Consider the following 16849-nt stretch of genomic DNA (forward strand, 5'->3'; position numbering starts at 1 on the left):
ATGTCCCAGGTGGTCGGCAAGGCAACACTGGAGGTCGAAGCCGATGCGTCTTCGTTGGAGGCCGGGCTTGCGAAGGCCGAAGGCTCCATTAAGTCGCTGGAGACGACTGCGGCCCGATCCAGTCAGCGTACGTCCGGTAGCTTTCGCTCCGTGGGGGATGCAGCGGGCGAAGCGGCGCAGCGCATGGAAGCGCAGTCGCGCCGGTACCTTGCTTCGCTTAAACGTGAGTCCGACCAGGTTGGCCGGACGAGGTCCGAGTACCTTGCATTGCGCGCTGAGGAGCTGGGCGTTAAGGATGCGGCGCAGCCTATGCTCGAGCGGATGCGGCAGGCCGAGCAGTCCCTGAACCGAGTTGGCGTGTCTGCCGCGCAGACGGCGGCTGCCATGCGGATGGTGCCTGCGCAGATGACCGACATCGTGACGCAGCTCGCCGGCGGGCAGAATGCCTTGCTGATCCTGACCCAGCAGGGTGGTCAGCTGAAGGATATGTTCGGTGGAGTCGGCCCGGCGATTCGTGGGCTGGGCTCCTACGTTGCCGGTCTCGTCACCCCGTTGACGGCCGCCGCCGCGGCGGCCAGCGTCTTTGGCCTTGCGATCTACAAGGGCTCGCAGGAGGCGGTCGAGTTCAACAAATCGCTGATCCTGACGGGAAACTACGTAGGCAAGACGGCCGAGCAGTTGTCCGAAATGGCCGGGCAGATCAGCAAGACGATCGGGACGCAGGGGCAGGCCTCGGAGGTGCTCAACAAGCTGGCTGGCACCGGAAAGATCGCGGGGGATCAGATCCAGGGTATCGGCGTGGCCGCCATGGCGATGAACAAGGCGACCAGCGCATCGGTGGATGAGACCATCAAGATGTTTGTTGCCCTGGGCGAGGAGCCGACCAAGGCTTCGGCGAAGCTCAATGAGCAGTACCACTACCTGACGGCTTCAGTTTACGACCAGATTCGAGCGCTGGAGGAGGAAGGGCACAAGGAAGAAGCTGCAGCCCTGGCACAGCAGACCCTCGCTGTCGCGATGAAGGAGCGAGCAGATAAGGTGCTCGAGAAAGTCGGTTTTCTTGAGCGGGGATGGAATAGCGTTGCCACGGCGGCGAAGAAAGCCTGGGATGAGATGCTCGGGTGGGGGCGTCCCGAGACGCTTGATGATGTCAAAGCGAAGATTGCGGCGGCGAAGGCCGAGATCGCGAAGATGGGCGATGCGGGTCCCGGCTGGGATTCCACTGCCGGTGGTGCGGCCGTCGGCAACGGCAATAAGCGGAGAGCCGCTGCGGAAGCCAAGCTGCGTTTTCTGGAGGCGAAGGCAACGGAGATGGAGGGGCAGCGTTCGGTGGCGGATGCTGAAGGGCAGCAGACGAAGCAAAATGCCGAGGGGGTCGCTGCCAAGAGCCGTCTAGCCGAGCAGGACAAGCGTATGCGCGGTCGCGCTAAGCAGCGCGAGGACGAGATTGATCAGCTCAAGCGGGACGCCAAGACGACGGGGATGGCCCAGGAGGAGTTCCAGAAGCGCTTGGCGTTCATCAACGAGCACTATAAGGATAAGGGTGCCGTCAATACCGCCGCCGCAGCGGTTCAGAATGCGCTCGCTGGGGAGATTGCCGCCTTGGAGGGATATGGAAGGCAGGTCAAGCAGATCGAGAAGCAGACGCAGCTTGATCTCGAGTTCGAACGGAACCTAGGCCTCATCTCGGAACGTGAGTTCATCCAGAAATCGAGCGAGAACAAGGAAAACGCGCTGATCGATCAGCAGGCGATCGCGGAGTTGGAGGCAGAGACTGCAGGCGGGCGTAAGTCCTTGGCGGAACGTGAGCGCTATGCCGCAAAGGTGCGCGAAATCGAAGAACAGATTGCCAATGTTCGCAAGGAAGGTGCCAATGCGGTTGCGGCATACGACAAGAAAACTAGCGATTCGCTCAACGCCTACATTGGCGCGCTGGACAATTCGCTGAAGGTGCGCCTCCAGGAGATCAGCCAGAACATCGGCAGCATGGGCCTGGGCGATGTGGCGCGTGATGAGTTGAACAGGATCCAGCAGGCCAACCGCGACTTCGACCAGAAATTCTATGATCTCAGCCGATCCCGCAGGGAGAACAGGATTGGCGAGGATGAGTATCAGGACCAGTTGGCCGCGCTGAGGAAGTATCAGACAGAGCGGGTGCTGGCCGAGCAGGGAGCAACCCAGCAGATGCGCGATGCGCAATCCAGCTGGGCACTCGGCGCTTCGCGTGCACTGGAGAACTATCGGGATTCGGCGGGCAACGTCTTCAAGCAGACCGAGGAGCTTGCGAATCGGTCGTTTTCTGGGATGGAAGACTCGATCACTCGGTTTGTGACCACGGGAAAGCTGAGCTTCAATAGCCTGGCAGAGAGCTTCATCGCAGACACCGTTCGGATGCAGGTCAGGGCTGCGGGTTCGGGTGTGCTGGGCATGCTTGGTCCGGCGATCCGTGGCATGTTCGGGTCCGCCGAAATGTGGAATGGCGGGATTCAGGGCGTAACGGGCGAGCTGAGCGGTTCGCCGTTGACAGGCGTGTTCCTCAAATCGTCCGGGGGCTTGATCTCTGGTCCCGGGACGGGCACCAGCGACAGCATTCCGGCGATGCTCTCGAATGGCGAGTTTGTCGTCAAGGCCGCGGCGACGGCGCGTCACAGGGGCGTGCTGGAGGCGATCAATGCTGGGGGCGCGGCTGCCCGGTTCGCATCCGGTGGCTACGTCGATGGTGCTGCTGTCTACCGGCCCACCCTGAATGGAAGTGGGGCGGTACCACAAGGCGCGGCAGGCGGTGTCACGGTCAACGTCACGCTGGTCGAGGACTCAAGTAAGGCTGGCCAGGTGGAGCATCAGAGGAATGGGTCTCAGGTTGATATTCAGGCCTTTGTGGAGCGAATCGTAGATCGCAGAGTTTCATCCTCCATCACCAGTGGGGGAAACATGATCTCGAACTCGTTTGAGCGTAGCTACCTCCTTAGTCGGACGAGGTGATAACGATGGCAGTACCAGTTTGGCCGAGAACGCTCCCGCAGCCGACACAGAGCGGATATAGCTACCAGCAGAAAGCTGCATCGGCGCGTACGGAAATGGACAGCAGTACGGCCAGGGTACGGCGGAGATATACCAGGGTACCGACACACATCACGTTGCGGTGGGTTTTCCGGGATGCACAGCTTGCCATCTTCGAGTATTTCTGGCGCAAGGAACTGCTTGATGGTGCGGCATGGTTCGACGTGCGGGCGCTCAGCGGCGTTGGCTGGAAGTTGCTGCGTGTGCGTCCGGTCTCTGACGGCTACCAGGTGTCAATGCCGTCTCCAGGTATCGCGGAGGTGTCGATGCAAGTCGAGGCGATCGATATGCCGGTCCTGTCGGGTGAGGCATACGAACTGATGCAGCTATATGGGGCGAATCAGATTCAATGGATTGACGAAATTCTGGACCGCTTCATCAATGTCACATTGCCTGCAGTTGAGGCGGGGAGTCCTCTATGACGGCGCTCAAACAGGCGCTGGCCGAGGCCTACGCGTCCGCGCCGGCGGATGACGTGATCGTCGATACGCTGGAGATTCGTCATCCGTCGTTCGTAGATGACAACGGACCCACTGCTATCCGCATTTGCCGCGACCGCGTCGACTTCCAGGCGCGCTTGGAGCCATCGGCGCCGATGCACCCGGGGGCGCTGGTGACATTTCTGGCCTGTCCCTTCGACTTCACGCTGCCCGGCATCGAGGAGGGGAGGGTGCCGCAGCTGCAAATCAAGGTCGACAACGTTGATCGGGAGATTACGGCTGCCATCGAGTCGGCGTATCAGCAGCACGCGCCCATCGAGGTTACCTACCGTCCATACCTGGTTTCGGACACGTCGGGCCCACAGATGGACCCGCCGGTCACGATGGTATTGACCCATATCGTCGTCAATGTCTTCGTGATCACGGGCACGGCGACTCTCAATGATGTGCACAACTGGCCCTTCCCCAATCGGACCTATAGCGCGACGAGCTTCCCTGGATTGACCAGGTGACAGCGTTTATCAATGGCAGGCGCGGCCGGCACATGCCGGCCTTTTCGTTTCTATGAACGCATCCGACATCAATCGGTATATCGGGCTGCCCTATCTGGCAGGCGGCCGCGGCCCGGAGGCCTTTGACTGCTGGGGGCTATTGCTCTTCGTTCAAGGTGTGCACTTCGGCCGGCGGCTTCCGGACCTGCAGATGGGGGATGCCGTTGCCTCGTTCGAGGCCTATGAGAGTCGGCGCGCCTCTGGTGAGTGGCGGACCATGGCGCGCCCGGTGCACGGGGCCCCTGCGCTGATGCGGGCCGGCATGCATCCGCACGTTGGCACCTGGTTGGATGTCGACAGCGGTGGTGTCCTCCACGCACAGGAGGGTGTCGGGGTCGTTTGGACCCCAGGCAATCGTCTCAACATGGCGGGCTACGGTCGTGTCCAATACTACGAGATCCATGCAAGCGACTCTGATTCAGATCACTGACCCGATGCGCCCGCGGCTCGGGCGGCGTATTGCTACGCTTCGACGCAGGACGCGCGTGGCGACACTGCTGCGCCGTCGAGGGCTTGTCACAAGCGCGGGCGCCAGAAGGTACCGCCTAGCTGCCCCGTTCATCGTCGTGCTGAATGGGGAGCCGCTGGTTCAGCGCGAATGGCGGCGCTGCGTCGAGGATGGCGACATGCTGGTCATCATGCCCTTAGTGAAGGGAGGCGGTGGATCGAATCCGCTTCAGATCCTGGCCATGATCGCGGTGGTCATCGTCTCGATCTATGCGCCGTACGCTGCCGGCCTGACTCAGACGATCGCGACGGCTACCGGTACGATAACCACAGTGACGGCAGGTGGTGCGCTGCTGTCAGCAGGGGTGATGATTGCCGGCAGTATGCTGGTGAACGCAATTTTGCCTGCGGCACGGCCCGACCTCGGGCTAGGGCAGCAGGGATCGCAGCCGAGCCCGACCTACGGTATCAACGCCCAGGGAAACTCGGCGCGCCTGCTGTCGGCGATTCCGGTGCTATATGGCCGGCATAAGGTAGTGCCGGACTTCGGCTCGCAACCCTACACCGAGTACATCGGCAACGAGCAGTATCTCTACCAACTGTTCGTGGTGACGCAGGGCAAGTGTGCGATCGAGCAGATCCTGATCGGAGAGTCGGACATTTCGGTGTTCGATGAAGTGCAGTACGAGATCATCCCGCCGGGTGGTGGAGTGACGCTCTTTCCGGACAATGTGGAAACGTCCACGGCGGTGTCAGGGTTGGAGCTCAAGGGGACCAATGAGGCGGGGGCGGACTACGTCGGTCCTTTCGTGGCCAACGCTTCTGGCACCCAGCTGAACTACATCGGCATCGATATTTCGCTGCCGAATGGCCTGTTCTACGCTAACAACAGCGGCGGGATGGACGCGCGCACAGTGAGCTTCGTTGCGGAGGCGCAGTGGATCCGCGATGACGGCTCGCCGTTCGGCAACTGGTGGGAGATGGGAAGCGACACCATCACGATGGCGACGAATACACCGCAGGTTCGATCTTACCGGTGGTCGCTCGGGACCGGTGGCCGCGCCCAGGTGCGGATGCGTCGCACGAACGAGAAGGATCTGGACGCCCGGACCGGCAATACCCTGGTCTGGGCCGGGCTGCGCAGCTACCAGCCGAGTCGGCGCATCTACGGCGACGTGACCATGATTGCCACGCGGATCCGTGCCACAAACAACCTGAACTCGCAGACGGCGCGCCAACTGGGTGTCATTGCCACGCGGATCCTGCCGGTCTGGAATGGTGGCGCCTGGATGGATCAGCCGACGCGGAACCCCGCCTGGGCGCTGGCGGACATCTTCCGCAATACTGGCTACGGGCGGGGACTGCCGGATGTGCGCCTGAACCTGGCAGGGCTCCTGCAGCTGGCGGGCACTTGGGACGCGCGGGGCGACCAGTTTAACGGGGTGTTCGACAGCTCCGTCACGGTCTGGGATGCGGCGACCAGCGTCGCCCGGGCGGGTAGGGCGCTCCCGATGTACTACGCGGGCGTCATCGACGTGATCCGCGATCAGCCGCAGACGGTGCGCAAGGCAATGTTCTCGCCCCAGAACATCAAGAAGGGGAGCTGGTCGGCTGAGTATGCCCTGCACGACTTTGATTCGCCTGACTACGTGATCGTTGAATACGTCGATGGCACGACATGGAAGCCAGCGGAGGTGGATTGCGCCCTGCCAGGTAGTGCCAAGAGGAAGGCGGAACGCGTGCAACTTTTTGGCTGCACCAGTCGGGATCAGGCCTGGCGGGAGGGCATGTATATGGCCGCCAGCCACCGGGATCGGCGCCGCTTCATCACTTTCACGACCGAGCTGGACGGCCATATTCCCCAGTACGGCGACCTGGTCGCCCTGACGCATGACGTGCCGGCCTGGGGTTACTCCGGTGTGGTGACGGCGTACAACCCAAGTACCGGTCGACTGCAGCTATCGGAGGTGGTGCCATTCGAGGGCGGTAGCTCATACCAGATCGCACTGCGGCGGCGGGACGGCAGCGTGGACGGGCCGCATTCCGTTGCGCCTGGGGACGGCGAAGGTGTCGTGATGCTGCAAGGGCTGTCGCAGGCGCAGCGCAGCGCCATCTACGTGTCCGATGGGGCAAGGGAGGAGCCGACGATCTACGCCTTCGGGCCGGTCGATCGATTGGCCTTGGATTGTTTGGTCACAGCGGTTCGTCCACAGAGCGATCTGGAAGTTGAGGTGACGTGCGTCAACGTCGCCGACAGTGTGCACACGGCCGAGGCTGGCGGGGATGTCCCGCCGCCGCCAAGCCCGTCGCTACTGCCAGGCAACAACACGGCATCAGTGATCCGGTCGGTCCAGGTTCGCACTGTCTGGAGCGGGACGGTCTCGATCACCGCGGCGGTGGCGCGTAATGCGATCCGCTACGAGTTCCAGATCAGCCGGGACAACGGATCGTCTTGGGTCTATCTGGGGGATGCTGCGGGTCCGCAGCTGACTGTTGCCCTGGCGCCGGGTGCGGCGCTGGTGCGCGTGCGCGCCATCGGTGCGGCCGCGCCCGGGCCGTGGGCAGTGTGGACCGGTACGATCACCGAGATGAACTACGTCCCGGGATCTCCAACCCTGGTGCTTCGGACGCCTTTTGTTGGGCGGGTGGTCCAGGTCGACATCGAGCAGCAGGCCTATGTGGCCTACCACGAGATCGAGGTCTGGACCGGGGGTGTCAAGCGGCGCCAGTTCCAGGTGAGCGGCTGGAGCTTCGACTGGAGCATCGAGGACGCGACCAACGCGAATGCTGTCTCGCCGGCAATCGCCTTCATCGCGAGGGCGGTCAACAGCAGCAATCAGGCCTCGCTTGACAGTAGCTTTCCAGTGACCAATCCGCCGCCGCCGGAGGTCGGTCATGTCTATTCGGAGGTGGGCTGGCCGCCGACGCCGCAATTGGCGATCACGCCCGCGACCGATACCGACCTGGTTCGCGCCGAGTTGCGGATAGCGAGCACGGACGGGCAGGTTGTTTGGTCCGGCACAGCGCCTGCCACCATCGCTCTCAATTGGACGCAGACCTACAAGCTGTTCCAGGTCGACGTGTGGGGAAACATCAGCCCCGTGTCGACGATTAATGTCCCGGCGCAGGAGACCGGGGGAAGCTGATTGACGATGTCACGGCCGCCTGCGGGCGGCCATTCTTTTGGGTGAAGAGGAAATGCCGACAGCAAATGAATTCACTGGCTCTGCAGAGCGGATCGTTGCCAATGGCGATCGGTGGGAGAAGATCATCACCGGTCCTGCGGCCGGCCCAGACAGCTTGGTGGACGCGCCTGGTGGCCCGATCCCGACGGTGCGGCGGGTGCTCGCGGAGGTGCCAAGTGCGCAAGCGGATCGTGCCGCAGCTGAAGCGGCTGCGGTCGCAGCTGAAGGCAAAGCAGATGCAGCCGAGGTCAGCGCGGCAGCCAGCGACGCCGCCAGGCTTGCAACTGAAGCCGCGCGCGACTCCACGCAAGTGCTGGTCAACTTCGTTGGCAGCATCGCGGAGGGGCTGAGCAAGACGACCGATGGCCAGTACTTCAGCATCCCGTCAGGGGTCTCCGCCGAATACGTGCTCCTCTACCGGAACGTCGCCGGCGCTCCAGTTCTGCAGAAGCGGTGGCCGTCTGCCGATGCGGTGGACAACGTCCGGAAGGACTTTGCTCGAGCGGGAGCTGCGGACTACACGGGAAAGGGCAACATCCTCCCTTTCCATGCGGACCAGTTCGGTCACGCGATGTTTGGATTCAACCTGCTGACAGGTGAGTACTTTGCTCGCGGGCTCCTATCGGCATCCCAACTGCCGGCCGGGATCGAATCTGCGCTCGGCAAGTACCGGCAAGCGGAGTGGATCGGGACGGGGCCGATCATCCCCTTTGAGATCGACCAGATGGGCCGCGTCACGCGTGGCTACGACCTGGTGAAGAAGAAGCCGATCATCGCGGGCATTGCCGTTTCGGCGGAGGCGGCGGGCCCAACCAGGCTGGAGGACTTGCCTGCAGCGCTCAAGCCGGTGGCAAAGACTGTTAATCAGCTTCTGCTCTACGGTGAGTCGACGTCGGTGGGCGCCGCCAGCACGCCGCCGATTTCGCTCCAGCAGCCCTATTACAACATCACCTTTCGCGGCGGCCCGCGCGCATGGAGTGGCGTGGATTGGGATTTTGGACCGTTCAAGCCGCTTGTCGAGGATGCGGTTTCCCCTTCGCCTGACGGCTTTACGAACCGCGGTGAGGCAGGTTGCGCAGGGGCGGCGAATTATGCCACCACACTCGCAGCGCTGGACGGCCACGCGCCGGCAGATCACGTGATTCTCGCAAGCACGGCAGGACATGGTGGCTACAAGATCAGCCAGTTGAAGAAGGGAACCGCTCAGTACGCGATCCTGCTGCGACACGTCACGGAGGCAAAGGCACAGGCCCCGGACATCGCCGTCCACGCGGTGTATTTGCGCCTAGGCATCAACGATTCGGCTGCGCAGACACCGTATGCGGCCTACCGGGCGGATGTCGAGCAATTACAGGCCGACATCGAGGCGGACATCAAGGTGATCACCGGGCAAACAGGGCCGGTGTTTATGCTGCTGAATCAGATCTGCTATGGAGCGCGCACCTGGTCAGCTCAGGCCCTGGCGCACCTCGATCTCGCTAAGAAGAACAGCAAGTTCGTCTTCGTTACGCCCGAATACCAGTTCCCAGTGGCGGGAGATGGCATCCACATGTCGAACATCGGCTCGAAGTGGAGCAGCTTCTTCGCGGGACGCGTCTACAAGCAACTTGTTAGGGATGGGAAGAAGCCGAAGTGGTTGGACCCCATCTCGGCGACGCGGCGCGGGGCGGAGATCCGCGTCCGCTTCGACGTGCCTTGCCTCCCCCTGGTTCTGGACACAAAGAGCCTTGCACTGACCACCGACAGCGGCTTCAAGGTCCTGGATGGCGCGAACCCGGCGACCATTCTGAGCATTGCCATCGAAGGGGACGAACTCGTTATCACGCTGGCTGTGGCCCCTGCGGGGGCATCGACAGTGCGTCATGGGCTGGACTACCAAGGAGCCGGGCTGACGGCGATTGGTGGTGGCTCTGGAAACTTGCGCGACAGTACCCCGGGGATCGAAACGATCGGGGGTGTCAGCTGCCCGCTTTACAACATTTGCCCCATGTTCGAAATGCCCGTTGTGGCGCTAGGAGAATAAGTATGAGTCTCGTGACCATCCTGCCTTTTGTAGTCAATGATGCGACGTTGCCCGTCATCTCACCTTCGGATCTGCGCCTCTTCTCCGAGATCGAGGTGCTCTCCTACGAGCACTGGATTTTCGATGCGGCTTCGCCCGACGTTCTGGTTGGTCGCAACAACGGTCGGCATCTGACGCCGCAATCGGTTGCACCGACGTACTCATCCAACTTCCTGACGATCGACGGCGCCATGGGGAAGGCGCTGCTGACGGACTTAGGTGAGACCGTCGGTGGGGCGCGAACGATCTGGGCCGTGATTCGCGATCCCTATGCCGGTGGCGGCATCCGCATTCCCTTTGGCACGCTGGATTCTGTGACCAACAAGGGCGGTGCTCCGTTCATGTCGGGCTCGGTCTATCCGCGCTCGCTGTTCCATACCTATCGGGGTGTCTCCAATAGCGTCAACACAAATATGACGGTCGGGAATACAGGCTTCGTGTTCCTGATGCTGAGCTATGACTTCACAGGGCCGACGAAGATCATTCGGACGCTGGTAGGCGGCCAGGCGGGCCATGAGTTCACGGTGTCCACACCGTTCGCAGCGTCGTCTGCCAACAAGCTTGCCCTCGGGAACGCCTTCTACGGCGGTAGCGGTCCCGGGGGCATGGATGTCGCCGAGTTAGGTACCGTCGACGGCATTGCCTACACGCTGGCCGACGGGGAGGTACTGCACCTCAGAAGCAAGGATCGGATGACGAAGCGCGGTATTGCGCTGGTTTAATCCTTCGGCGGCTTGGGTGCCGCCGAGAGCATTGCGGCCCAGATCCCGCCTTTCAGCTTGCGGTCGGTGATGTCTTCGTCCTCAGCATCTCCGGGTGCACTTGGCAATATTGAGAGCCCCTCTCTGCTCTCGATGCAGCCAACCCAGTCGGCGTAAGAGCCCGTCTCGATCATCTCTTTCGTTGGCTCAATTGGGACGAGCGTCCAGCCGTCAGGAACCTTGCACATGGTGGGTATTCGATAGTTGGGAAAAGCGGTACTCAGTATAGTCAAGCGCATCGTCACGTACAGCCCGCCACGAGCGGGCATTTTCATTTCCGGGGTCACAAATGTCAGAACCAATCAGCGGCGGTGCCGCAGCGGGAGCCGCTGGCACCGCCATCGCGAAGTACTTCGGTCTCCAGTTGGGTGCTGGGGCTGTGGCGGCGGCGCTGGGATTCCTTGTCCTATGGCCGAAAACGGCACGAGAGGGCTTTGCCAGGCTCGTCTCGTCAATCATGTCCTCGATCGTCTTCGGGCCGGCGCTGGTCGCCTTCGTTTATTCGCGCTACCCCGACGTTTTCGCTTCGGCGCGCACGCTGGCCGTGGCCGCAGGCGTTAATCCCGAGTTCGGGATGCTTTACGCTGGGGCCCCGCTGCTTGTGATCGCCGGGCTGCCGGCTTGGTGGGTTCTCGGGGCGATCCTGCGCTGGTTCGACAAGCGCCGCGACAAGGACATTGGGGAACTAGCCGAAGACGTCCGGGACGCAGTGGGAGGTGCGAAGAATGGCTGACATCGATACACCGAATATCCGGGCCTTTCTGGACACCATCGCGGTGTCCGAGCTGGGCCGCGCGCTGCTGGCGAAGTCCGACAACGGTTACAACGTCCTGGTGGGCAGCACGCCGGCGGCGCCGATGCTGTTCGGCAGCTATGCGGACCACCCGCGGCGGTTGATCCAGATCCGGCCGGGCCTTGCGTCTACGGCGGCCGGCCGGTACCAGCTGCTGGCGCGCTGGTATGACCCCTACCGGAAGCTGCTGGGCCTGCGCGACTTCAGCCCGGCGTCGCAGGACCGGATTGCCGTGCAGCAGATCCGCGAGCGCCTGGCGCTGCCGCTGATCGCCGCCGGCCGATTCGACGAGGCTGTGGCGCGCGTACGGAACATCTGGGCCAGCCTGCCGGGCGCCGGCTACGGCCAGAACGAGCACTCGCTGGACTACCTGCGGGACGTGTACCTGAAGGCGGGAGGCGTATTGGCATGAGTGCGCTATCGAAAGTCCTGCGACAGCCTGCCGCCGGCTGCCTGTCTTTCTGGTGCCCAGGCTGCGGCATCCCCCACACGATCCAGCATGGCGATGGGCCGGGCCCGCGCTGGGGCTGGAACGGCGACGCCGAGCGGCCGACCTTCACCCCCAGCGTGCTGGTGACTTGGAGCGAGCCGAGCCACAACCCAGGCGAGTTCGACGACCAGAGGAAGGACGTGAAGAAGGCCTGCCACACGTTCGTGACCGATGGCCGGATCCAGTTCCTGGGCGATTGCACGCATGCACTGGCGGGCCAGACGGTGCCAATGGCTGAATTTCCGGAGGGATGCTGATGCCGACGATTCCATGGCGCGCCTGTGGCGTGGCCGCGCTGCTTGGCGGCGTGCTTGCGGTGGTGCTGGCCCACCTGCTGTACTTTGCTCCGCGGGCGGACGCCGCCGCCCAGGCGCTGCAGGCTGCCACCGAGCATGCCGGCCGGGTGCAGGACGCGAACGAGCGTTGCGCCACTGATGTCGAGAAAGCGAACGGCGCTGTCGCGACGCTGAAGGCGGCAACGGCCGAGCGCGCGGGCCAGGTTGCCGCGGCGCTGGCGCAGGCCGAGAGCCGCGCCGCGGCGGCGGAGGGCAAGGCCGCCGGCCTGGCGCGCCGGCCACCGGCCAGGCCGGCCGACCTGTGCGGCTCGCTGGACGAGCTGCTGACCGAAGTGATCAAGGAACGGAGGGCAGGGCGATGAAGGGCATGCAGGTGGTGCAGGTTGTGCGAAAAACTGCAGGTCGTGCAGGCGAGTCCGCGCCCGCCCGGGCCGCAATCCCAAGCGCTGCAAGGCGTTGCGGCAATTCTGCTTGCAAATTAGGCATCGCGGTATCCCTGGTGGTGGCCGGCTGCGCCAGTCCGCCCCAGGTGATCACGCAGACCAGGACAGTCGAGGTGCCCGTCGCCGTGCCTTGCAAGGTGGAGCCGGTGCCGCGGCCAGCCTGGGCGCTGGATCAGGTTGATCCGGGCGCGGACGTGTTCACAAAGGGGCGGGCGGCGCTGATGGAGGTGGAGCAGCGGAAGGGGTACGAGAGCCGGTTGAAGGCGGCCATTGCTGCGTGCCAGTGAGGAAATGGGAGTTCCTGCCGCACAGGTAATAGCGCGGAGAGTGGATCGAGATCATACGACCATGATTACGCACGCTACCTGAGAGGGGCGAATGCGGCATATTCAGCCTGCGGGTGAATATGCCGCACAGCGAGCGGCTAACATAGTAGACTATTTTTTTCCATTCGCTAGCGCTTCTCGCAGAAGATCAAGTAACTTATCTGGCGAAATCTTGTCGATGGCTTGGCTTAGCACCGCATTAAATGGGGACTCCGGCTCGTCGTCCTTGATCACGCGCATAGGATTGGCGCCGAAATTTTTGATGGCATACTCTCGGAGGAGTTTTATCATTTCTGTGTCATCTCCCATTTCAGCCCGGTAGCCGACAAACGCATGGGCAGCTGCTTCTTTGAAAGCGTAATCCTCTCCAAGTCGTAGCGTGTGGCCATATTGTCTTGCTGCGAACCAGGTTAGCCATATGATGGGCATTATTACCAAATATCGTGAGATATTTAACCAAAATGCTAATGTGTTTCCGGCTGCTCCTTGATGTGGTGGGTTTTTTGTAATGGCGATGATCATGCCATCCCAGATGCTCATGCTTACCAGTACTAGCGTTGCGATGCCTAATACGAAGATTACTCCCCATATTATTTGGGTTGTTTGTAGGGTGCTCTTTCTGGTGTTGAATGACTTGGCGAGGGCAATCTTGCTAGCGCCTTGCAGAGTGCCTTCGATTTTGTCTCGCTGCTCCTTGAGTTCCGCAAATAACCGTTGCTGCTGAGTCATGCCGTCTTGAAGTTTTTGTAGAATCTGCTCTGCTTTGTTTTTTTCCTCTTGTGCGGCGGCTGCACTCGCCTTCGCGTTTGTTTGGGCGGTGTTGGCAGTCCTCTCATAACCTTCGATTCTAGACAGCTCTTGCTTTATTTCCTGTATCTGTTTTCTTGACTCGTCAGCAAGCTTTTCGTATTTTGCTATTTCGGAAAGTGCCTCGGAGTGGATTTTTTGCAATTCACGTGGGATATTTAAGAGATCAGATATTTTTTGTGGATCTACGATTTGACCGTGGTTGAATCTGGGAGTGAAAATAAAGAAGAGTGCTCTACGAATGATCCACATGGCTGTATGGAGTTCATGTGCATTTTGTTGTAACCATAGGGCTCCGTTAGCGGCAACCTCCTTCATATACGCTGCTATTTTGTTGCATCCGTCATACACTTCAGATGAGAGTGCTGATTTTATGGCTGGGTCGAGTTGATTTTGCTCAAATAATGCGACGCCACTGATGATGGCATCCCACCATTCAGGGTAACTTTCTTTAGGGATTGGCAAACCATAACTTCCGGGAATCTCGGAGGGGAGCTCATCATAAAAGCCGTCCCAAATCTCACGGTCTTGAATTAGGCGATCTAATACAGGACTTTGGGTCATTATAATCTTGGCTCGGTCAAGGTTGGTTAGTTTGCGTGCTGCTGATCGGGAACGGGTTCGGCCTTAAAGTGGTTCGTGAGCTGCAGTATGAAGAAGTTTCGGGTGACCTCCGAGTCCCGACAAGGCAGCCAGTCGTCCATAGTGAACGAGCGATCCCCGCCCGGCTGAATACGCTGACGCCGCCCGCATCGCCGACCACGCCTGCGAACGGGCCTACGACTCGTTGACAGTGCAGGCGTTGCGATAGGGTGGCGCTGGAAGGCGGTGAAGGTGTGGCCGAAGTAGGGCCTAGGAGTTCAAGTTGACCGGCGCTGAGGACGTGTCCGTTTCTCGAAGGCGGGAAGCCGCTTTCGAAAGAAGACATCCCCCTGAATAATTGATCATTTGATCTAGTCTCGCCAGGGCTTCGTCCAGGTCACTCAACTGGTCGTCGTTCAGTCCACCCGCCTGCGTCAGCACTTCAGCTTCCTTTATTAGCCGCTTACCCAATTTTCTGACCAGTTCAGGGTCGAGTTGGCCTTGGGATGTGACGTGTACCAAGTGCTGCAGCAGGGCGGTCAGACCTTCCGGGGTGGTCACGGTTTGCGTGTCGTTGTGGGCGTCTTTGCGTGCGGTGGGCATGGTGTTCCTCCGGGGTGTCCGTGCGTATTTGGTGTGCGGTGTGCGCCTGGGGTACTAGACCGCCGCTCGGTTGCTGGCGGCAACTTCCATGGTACTGTCAGTGGGTGTACCGTCGAATAAATTCTTCCTTGACCGTCGAAATGGTATGGGCCACCTCGCTGGCGGATTCGATGCCGACCGCTATGATGAGCTGGGCCCCGTCGCCCAGGTTGGCAACCAGTATGAACTGCCGCGAAGCGCCGGACCGAAATTCATCGACTGCCCGGAAAACCGCCGGATCCAAATCGTCAACAGCGTCGAGATCATCGATGTGACCTGATGACCAAGTTAAATCGTGGTGCTCCATAAGTCCGATCAGCAGACGTTCCTTGACAGGCAGTTGTTCGATTTCGGCGAATGCTTCGTCAAGCGTCATGGCGGTCAGGCGGATATGGCTACGCGGCGGGGTAGGAAGGCCAGTGAAATGGGCTGCACGATCTCCCCCTCCCTGATGTAATTTCTCGTGCTCTTGTACCAGACCCGGCCGGGGTTAGCGATCCGCCAATCGTTGGGTAAGATTCGTTACCGTGCAACACCACTGTCGCTATGTTTGGCGAGATTGCTGCGCGTCACCTCCGGATTCCGGCATGTCAGCCAGTCGTCCCACTGCCCGCACGGCACGATCACGATGCCACACTTCTCCTTCCCTGGCGCGTGCATGCGCTTCATCACCGGGTGATGGTCGGCAATCACTGTCAGCATGGTGAACGAGTAGGCTTCTTCGGGCAAATCCTTCCGAAGTCAGGCCGGCACGCTGTTGCGCTGGTCGTTGACTAGCGTGTCGTGAGCCAATGGTGGACCCGGTGACCTGGGCTCTCAGTCAGGACGATCCAGCCGCACACGTGCACCCGAAGGGGCGGGCGGCGCTAGTGCGCGCGGCGTATGAGATCCGTCTGGAGACGGCGGTGGCGGCTTGTCAGTATGTCACCAAACGAGAGTGACTAAGCCTTGATGGTCGAGATTTCGGTCTGGAACACCGCTTGAGCATCAACTATCGCTGTTTTGATAAGAGGTGTAGCAATCGCCGCTCGGACCGAGTCGGCCAACTGCAAGAGTGCTTGTGTCGGCATGACGATCGTGACTACCGGCCTCGGTACGACATCGGGGACGCCGTCATCCATGCCCAGAGTCAGCTTCGTCACGAATGGGCCGATCGCTAACTGGGCAATCTGGTCTGCGTACACCAAGGCGGGTGAATTGAGTACAGGAGCATTGACGTCAGGTTTTGGGAGGTGGCGCGCAGTGGTCATTTTCTATTACCTAATAGATGAGTGTGTGGGTCGAACGGCGCAGCAAATAGAGCGTCAGGGCTCAGGTCGTCGCTCTCCACAGAGAGTTGCGCGTAAGAGATGAGGCGTACCGATAGTGCGCAGTCAAAAGCATGCGCCACCTTGACCAGCGTTTCGAGATTTGGCAAACCACTCATTGGGTCTTCGAGACGGGAGATAGCCGACTGATGAGTCCCAATCACGTCGGCCAAGTCTCGTTGGCTGAGGCCCCGCTGCTGGCGATTTGTTTTGATTTGCCACGCTACACCTTGCTCAATTGACTCTTCCAAGTATGCCTGCCGATACTCTATATCCTTCCATTCACTTAGACGGATGTTGTAGTTGATCGCAGAAATGTGACGTGTCGGGCTCGCTGGCGTCAGGTAAATGGCTCTCGGCACAGGAGGCACAACGGCCTGGTACCGGTCGTGTTCTGTTTGTGAAGTCTTTATCACAAACATCCCTGTTGTCAGCTGATCGAGTGGCGTAATCGCTTGGGTCATATATTCCGTCCTTTTCTTCTCCACTCAGAGTGAAGACGAAACAATGATGCGGGTCGTAAAAGTGACCGAAAAGGCGAAGTTGTTTTCTGGATTCGTCTTTGAATCGTATCACATAAATGTTATGGCCGAGCGAGCTTGCGTGCGGTCGGTCCCATTGTGTTTTTGGTTGGTCTCGCAACTGGTCTAGTGCTCG

19 protein-coding genes are annotated in these 16849 nt (G+C 60.7%); 12 read left to right on the forward strand and 7 right to left on the reverse strand.

Annotated features, from left to right (window positions below; genetic code table 11):
- From P3W85_RS29990 to P3W85_RS30020, 7 genes are read left to right on the forward strand one after another with little or no spacing between them, the layout of a single operon-like run.
- Complete coding sequence (locus tag P3W85_RS29990) at positions 1 to 2982, forward strand: phage tail tape measure protein (protein ID WP_276267444.1); 2982 nt, start codon at positions 1 to 3, stop codon at positions 2980 to 2982.
- A 5-nt stretch (positions 2983 to 2987) separates the two neighbouring features.
- Positions 2988 to 3482 carry a hypothetical protein gene (locus P3W85_RS29995; protein ID WP_276267445.1) on the forward strand — a complete coding sequence of 165 codons (495 nt, stop codon included), beginning with the start codon at positions 2988 to 2990 and terminating at the stop codon, positions 3480 to 3482.
- Positions 3479 to 4012, forward strand: coding sequence for a DUF1833 family protein (locus P3W85_RS30000; protein ID WP_276267446.1), 534 nt, complete (start codon positions 3479 to 3481; stop codon positions 4010 to 4012). The genes P3W85_RS29995 and P3W85_RS30000 overlap by 4 nt, the downstream gene beginning before the upstream one ends.
- A 52-nt stretch (positions 4013 to 4064) precedes the next feature.
- Positions 4065 to 4481, forward strand: coding sequence for a peptidoglycan endopeptidase (locus P3W85_RS30005; protein ID WP_276267447.1), 417 nt, complete (start codon positions 4065 to 4067; stop codon positions 4479 to 4481).
- On the forward strand, positions 4453 to 7644 hold the full coding sequence (locus tag P3W85_RS30010) for a phage tail protein (protein ID WP_276267448.1): 3192 nt from the start codon (positions 4453 to 4455) through the stop codon (positions 7642 to 7644). Before P3W85_RS30005 ends, P3W85_RS30010 begins: the two co-directional genes overlap by 29 nt.
- A 52-nt stretch (positions 7645 to 7696) precedes the next feature.
- Positions 7697 to 9706 carry a hypothetical protein gene (locus P3W85_RS30015; RefSeq protein WP_276267449.1) on the forward strand — a complete coding sequence of 670 codons (2010 nt, stop codon included), beginning with the start codon at positions 7697 to 7699 and terminating at the stop codon, positions 9704 to 9706.
- 2 nt (positions 9707 to 9708) lie between these two features.
- Positions 9709 to 10467 carry a hypothetical protein gene (locus P3W85_RS30020; protein ID WP_276267450.1) on the forward strand — a complete coding sequence of 253 codons (759 nt, stop codon included), beginning with the start codon at positions 9709 to 9711 and terminating at the stop codon, positions 10465 to 10467.
- Here the strand turns inward: P3W85_RS30020 and P3W85_RS30025 are convergent.
- Positions 10464 to 10781 (reverse strand): hypothetical protein, encoded by a 318-nt coding sequence (locus P3W85_RS30025; RefSeq protein ID WP_276267451.1) that lies wholly within the window; start codon positions 10779 to 10781, stop codon positions 10464 to 10466. The two genes, P3W85_RS30020 and P3W85_RS30025, sit on opposite strands and share 4 nt — an antisense overlap.
- Positions 10782 to 10795: 14 nt before the next feature.
- On the opposite strand from P3W85_RS30025, the gene P3W85_RS30030 reads away from it, so the two are divergent.
- The 5 genes from P3W85_RS30030 to P3W85_RS30050 are packed head-to-tail and all read left to right on the forward strand — an operon-like array spanning position 10796 to position 12815.
- On the forward strand, positions 10796 to 11239 hold the full coding sequence (locus P3W85_RS30030) for a hypothetical protein (protein WP_276267452.1): 444 nt from the start codon (positions 10796 to 10798) through the stop codon (positions 11237 to 11239).
- The gene (locus P3W85_RS30035) at positions 11232 to 11711 is read left to right on the forward strand and encodes a glycoside hydrolase family 24 protein (protein WP_276267453.1); all 480 of its coding nucleotides are present in this window, start codon (positions 11232 to 11234) and stop codon (positions 11709 to 11711) included. The genes P3W85_RS30030 and P3W85_RS30035 overlap by 8 nt, the downstream gene beginning before the upstream one ends.
- Positions 11708 to 12046: a DUF6527 family protein gene (locus tag P3W85_RS30040; RefSeq protein ID WP_276267454.1), complete on the forward strand. Its 339-nt coding sequence runs from the start codon at positions 11708 to 11710 to the stop codon at positions 12044 to 12046. The genes P3W85_RS30035 and P3W85_RS30040 overlap by 4 nt, the downstream gene beginning before the upstream one ends.
- Positions 12046 to 12447 (forward strand): hypothetical protein, encoded by a 402-nt coding sequence (locus tag P3W85_RS30045; RefSeq protein ID WP_276267455.1) that lies wholly within the window; start codon positions 12046 to 12048, stop codon positions 12445 to 12447. Before P3W85_RS30040 ends, P3W85_RS30045 begins: the two co-directional genes overlap by 1 nt.
- Complete coding sequence (locus tag P3W85_RS30050; RefSeq protein ID WP_276267456.1) at positions 12444 to 12815, forward strand: hypothetical protein; 372 nt, start codon at positions 12444 to 12446, stop codon at positions 12813 to 12815. The genes P3W85_RS30045 and P3W85_RS30050 overlap by 4 nt, the downstream gene beginning before the upstream one ends.
- 150 nt (positions 12816 to 12965) lie before the next feature.
- Here P3W85_RS30050 and P3W85_RS30055 read toward each other — a convergent pair whose 3' ends face one another.
- From P3W85_RS30055 to P3W85_RS30080, 6 genes are all read right to left on the reverse strand, one after another.
- Positions 12966 to 14225: a hypothetical protein gene (locus P3W85_RS30055; RefSeq protein ID WP_276267457.1), complete on the reverse strand. Its 1260-nt coding sequence runs from the start codon at positions 14223 to 14225 to the stop codon at positions 12966 to 12968.
- 288 nt (positions 14226 to 14513) lie between these two features.
- A complete protein-coding gene (locus P3W85_RS30060) occupies positions 14514 to 14846 on the reverse strand; it encodes a hypothetical protein (RefSeq protein ID WP_276267458.1) in 333 nt (110 codons plus the stop codon).
- Between the two features lie 97 nt (positions 14847 to 14943).
- Complete coding sequence (locus tag P3W85_RS30065; RefSeq protein WP_276267459.1) at positions 14944 to 15261, reverse strand: hypothetical protein; 318 nt, start codon at positions 15259 to 15261, stop codon at positions 14944 to 14946.
- A 146-nt stretch (positions 15262 to 15407) separates the two neighbouring features.
- A complete protein-coding gene (locus P3W85_RS30070) occupies positions 15408 to 15614 on the reverse strand; it encodes a hypothetical protein (protein ID WP_276267460.1) in 207 nt (68 codons plus the stop codon).
- Positions 15615 to 15826: 212 nt separating this feature from the next.
- Positions 15827 to 16135 (reverse strand): hypothetical protein, encoded by a 309-nt coding sequence (locus tag P3W85_RS30075; RefSeq protein WP_276267461.1) that lies wholly within the window; start codon positions 16133 to 16135, stop codon positions 15827 to 15829.
- Positions 16132 to 16656, reverse strand: a complete 525-nt coding sequence (locus tag P3W85_RS30080) for a helix-turn-helix domain-containing protein (protein WP_276267462.1) — start codon at positions 16654 to 16656, stop codon at positions 16132 to 16134. Before P3W85_RS30080 ends, P3W85_RS30075 begins: the two co-directional genes overlap by 4 nt.
- Positions 16657 to 16849 lie beyond the last annotated feature (193 nt).

It is taken from the genome of Cupriavidus basilensis (assembly GCF_029335485.1).
GTDB classification, from domain to species: Bacteria; Pseudomonadota; Gammaproteobacteria; order Burkholderiales; family Burkholderiaceae; genus Cupriavidus; species Cupriavidus basilensis_E.